General features: G+C 41.7%; 5 protein-coding genes. 3 read left to right on the top strand and 2 right to left on the bottom strand.

The genetic code is table 11. The features are described 5' to 3' along the window. Positions 1-498 (top strand): ParB N-terminal domain-containing protein (locus PSHG_RS08575; protein WP_010271881.1); only part of this gene is annotated, 498 nt, incomplete at its 5' end. A 506-nt stretch (positions 499-1,004) separates the two neighbouring features. Continuing rightward, positions 1,005-1,343, top strand: coding sequence for a YolD-like family protein (locus tag PSHG_RS08570; protein WP_010271877.1), 339 nt, complete (start codon positions 1,005-1,007; stop codon positions 1,341-1,343). A gap of 223 nt (positions 1,344-1,566) precedes the next feature. On the opposite strand, the gene PSHG_RS08565 is transcribed toward PSHG_RS08570, so the two are convergent. Then, positions 1,567-2,811, bottom strand: a complete 1,245-nt coding sequence (locus PSHG_RS08565; RefSeq protein WP_010271874.1) for a chymotrypsin family serine protease — start codon at positions 2,809-2,811, stop codon at positions 1,567-1,569. A 339-nt stretch (positions 2,812-3,150) separates the two neighbouring features. Further along, entirely contained in the window at positions 3,151-3,453 is a 303-nt protein-coding gene (locus PSHG_RS08560; RefSeq protein ID WP_262362331.1) for a helix-turn-helix domain-containing protein, read from the bottom strand. 254 nt (positions 3,454-3,707) lie between these two features. On the opposite strand from PSHG_RS08560, the gene PSHG_RS30445 reads away from it, so the two are divergent. After that, entirely contained in the window at positions 3,708-3,845 is a 138-nt protein-coding gene (locus tag PSHG_RS30445) for a hypothetical protein (protein WP_157213434.1), read from the top strand. The last annotated feature ends 132 nt before the right edge of the window (positions 3,846-3,977 follow it).

Below are 3,977 nucleotides of genomic sequence, written 5' to 3'. Positions count from 1 at the left end.
CCGAAATTCATGGAATGCATATTAATGATAAACCAAATAAAGAAAGAGAGATTAATAATGTCTATATATACTTTAAAGTCAGCAATGGACTTTGCTTCTAAAAATGATATAGAAACATGGGTTCATCTCTTTTTGAATGGAGAAGGAGACAATCTTGGTCTATCAGAAGGACTGAAAAATAAAAAGAGATATTGGCTAGGACCAATAGAAATCGAAACAAGATTACTCGACAGGGTTGTCGGACCTGAGCTTGATATGGAATATGTCGAAGATGAAAAATGGTGGAACCATAATATCAATGAAATATGTATACGTCTAGAAGATGGCTGGGACATGCCGCCTTTAATTGCTGAAACCAGAAATGGATCGTTAAGTATTAGAGACGGGAACCATAGATTAGGTGCTTTACAAAAATTAAATAAGGAAAAATGCTTTCTAATTATTTGGGATGACAATGGAGAAGACAATATTTTAAGGGCCTTAGAAAAGGTTAAATAAAATTTATGAAAGTAACTCAGGAAGCCATGAACTTCGGATAACACCATATTCACGCATCGGGCATTCGCCCTCGGTCCGGCACGAAGTAAGAAGAGGGCTCGGAGAGGCATTTCAGTTTCGGGGAAGCGGGATCAGCCGGACACATCCGCACCGACTAACTGCGCAAGCGCATCCGGTTCGATCAAAGCTTTCATCACCTCCACGTTCCTTAAAAATTATAACACAATGACATGCAAGGTGCTGATAGACCTTGTTTTGATGTAAACAAGGAAGCAACTAGCTCTGGACGGATCGGCGTTGGCCATTCGTTCTGATGTAAACAACGTCCTGGAACCGGCGCGCGAAATTGTAAACAAAAATCGCGCTGCGGCTCGTCGGCCGCAGCGCTTTTTGTTTACATTTTTTCCGGAATGGATCTGCTAAGTGTTTACATCATTTTTGTTGTCGGGGAGTCTTATGCGCCCTTATAATAGGAACATATATTCCTATTTTGGGGAGGTTATACGATGAAGGAGAATAAACTAACGCCGGGAAGCAATCTGATGTGGGAAAGCAGCCGCATGATTTTGCCGGAACACCGAGAAATGATTTTATGGCAGCAGCGCGAGAATAAGCGTTTGGTTAAACCGATTTTGGATGAACAGCAGATGTTGGATATCGAGCAGATGTTGCAGCATTCCCAAGCGGAAGGTGTGGGGCTGGTGCTAACGCTGTTTGGCGATTTTGCATATGAGCTGGTTTCGGGGATCGTCAAGCGGATCGAGCGCCGCGGCGTGGAGCTGGAGCAAGGGGAAGAACGACGGTGGATTCCGTTTGATCGGATTATCGAGGCTTCGTATGCGTAGGAATAGCAGCCCTTAAAAGGGCTATTTTTGCTTTTAGTGGGGTTGTTTGGTGTTCTCAACATTTCAATGCAGGCTTGGGCAATTTTATCCAGCGTTTGAGTAGGTAAGTAGCTTAGATAAACAAAAAAACAGCCAGCCCCTGACGGATCGGTGCTGACCATTTTTTTGTCCACTACTTAAAAATAATGTACTTCTATTCCTCTATGTCCCAAGGGGCTTAGAATTAATAGCTAGGGTCTGTAAAAACTCCAGACATGCCTAGTTCTGAATATACATTAGCAAATTTTGAATATACAGAATATACAGGGAAACCAAATTGATCTGCAACTATCCCTTTGTGTACTCCCTCAATAACAGCATAAGTCCTATTGTTGCTAGTTATATCTCTATACCATAAACCACCACTATCTCCAGATTGGCTAAATGGAGGGTAAACTGCTACTAAATCGGTCAATCCATCAAGACTAAATGAGGCACTTTGAATCGTCCCTGAATAGCTGCCGCTACCAGTACTTGTTGCATGAAGATTAACCCGATTACCTACTCGGTGCCATCCTCCATTCCAGTCGAAAGTACCAATGGTTTTGGTACTTCCATTAAGATAATAACTTCTGCTTGCATTACTATTCAGTCTGATAAAGCCTGCATCTATATTGTTCCAGACGGTGGCGTTATTCATTGTCCCGATGGAGCTATTACTATCAGATAAATCAAAATAAGTTCCATTACCACAATGTCCAGCCGTAACAGTGACTAAAGCAGAACCTGCAGTTCCATTAAAGGCTGCACTACAAGGTCGAAAGTTGTTGGAACTTATTTGCCGTTCAATTTGTTCCCCAGGATAAATTGTTGCAGACTGGTCTATGAATCTATAGTTACCAAATCTGAGTTTAACCGCTTCTGGATCGATGTCTCGTAAAAGCTCATCTTTATTCTCGTTGTAAACTTCTTCATTAATCATTAATTCAACTTGATTAATTGCCACCAGTTTAATAACAAACTGAACTCCAAGTTCAGTTCTTTCATGTAATTTTGCTTCAATTTCATCCAGTTCTTTTTCACTGAATTTGACATAAGAGATTTGGGCTTCCGGATCTAAACTTTTAATTTTCTTTTCTAACTCAGTATCTTGACCTTTTATATAATAAACAGGAGTATCATCCACTATATTTGTACCCCCGTATTGATCAGGATACAATTGGCCTATATTTTCAACTTGAATACGTTCGTTGTTGACAATTTCCAACTTCTCCAATTGTTCTATTTCCTCTTTTGAAACAATATTAGGAACGGCATCTTTTGGAGGCTCTAGTACTTCTCCAGGAATTGCTCTAAATTCTTTTCCTTCATGCACGTAAACAATAGGTTCGGGTGGCTCGGCTCGATCAGCCAGACCGGTTCCCGATAAGGTTGTAAGTGAAAGGGCCATTACCGCAGCGTAAATTGGTAATTTTAGTTTCTTAAACATTCTGTGTGTACGCCTCCTCTTTTTTAATAAAATTTTATGTGTAACTCATCTAACACCAATCAAAAACCGAAATCACCCCCTAATTGTTCCAAATAATCCTACATATAGATGACGACCTGTGAAAAGAAAATGTTCCACATATTGTAGAAATAATTTCCTGAAGGTTAATTCTTTCCAAACCTTTTTCATGAGAAAGCCTACAAGTGAAAAATGTAGACAAAAATAGCGCTTCATCTCGTTGGGCCGTGGCGTTTTTTGTTTAAAAGGTGGATTCTATTCGAGCGGGTCATCGAGGCTTCGTATGCGTAGGAATAGCCCTTGAAAGGGCTATTTGTGCTTTTAGTGGGGAGGATCATTTGGCTTTCTCAGCATTTCTCTTAGAACGTTGAATGATTTTTCTTGGTGGAAGTGGTCTTGTGTGAGCAGTAGCGCGTTAATTTTCCGGATCGTTTCGTTATCCGTTTGACTTAGTGTCAGCAGCTCGTAAATATCCGATTGAAGCGCTTGGGCGATTTTGTCCAGCGTTTGAATGGTGATGTTTTGTTCGCCGCGCTCGATTGTCCCAATGTAGGAAATGGCGGTATCGGTAAGTTCGGCCAACTGCTCTTGGGTCATGTTGCGGCTTTTTCGCAGCTCACGGATGGCCGCACCGATCCCCGAGGTGGATGGTCTGGTTTGTTCCGGTAATGCCTGATTCGTTCGCCAATGATGGCTCTTGTTGTTTTCTGTGTCATGAAACGACCTCCAAACGGACTGCTATAAGAAAAGTGTAGACAATGGATGTAAGCGGGTGGAGGTACTTCGATTGCCTGAATTCTATTTTAAATCGGACTTTTAAGAACAGAAAATCCGTGGTAGGATGGTCTTTGTGAGCCAATAGGGAAGGAGTGGAAAGGTTGATAGGGTATTGGTTGATTGAGGCATCCCCTTTGACGCGGGCTATCTTTTTAATTGGCGGGGCGGTTTTCATCGGATGGCTGACCACCAAAGAGATCAAGCACCGGAAAAAGTGCAGGGGAAGGGCGGAACCTTAAGTCGGTGGGACGTCGTGAATGCAAGAACGTTATCCGAAACCTCCAAAAGCAAAGTTTAAGAGGGAGTGGACCATGGTTGTTTTTATAATTATTGCTGCTTATCTTATGCCGATAATAGGATATTTGTTTATA

The sequence above is a fragment of the Paenibacillus senegalensis JC66 genome, from assembly GCF_000285515.1.
Lineage (GTDB): Bacteria > Bacillota > Bacilli > Paenibacillales > NBRC-103111 > Paenibacillus_L > Paenibacillus_L senegalensis.
The sequence above is the reverse complement of the archived record's forward strand: the minus strand, read 5'-3'. Positions and strand labels throughout refer to the sequence as shown.

What these genes read in the sequence shown, in the direction of transcription:
- PSHG_RS08570 (WP_010271877.1), top strand. Translation starts at nt 1,005, where the DNA reads ATGAAGGAGAATAAACTAACGCCGGGAAGCAATCTGATGTGGGAAAGC.
- PSHG_RS08565 (WP_010271874.1), bottom strand. Translation starts at nt 2,811, where the DNA reads ATGTTTAAGAAACTAAAATTACCAATTTACGCTGCGGTAATGGCCCTT.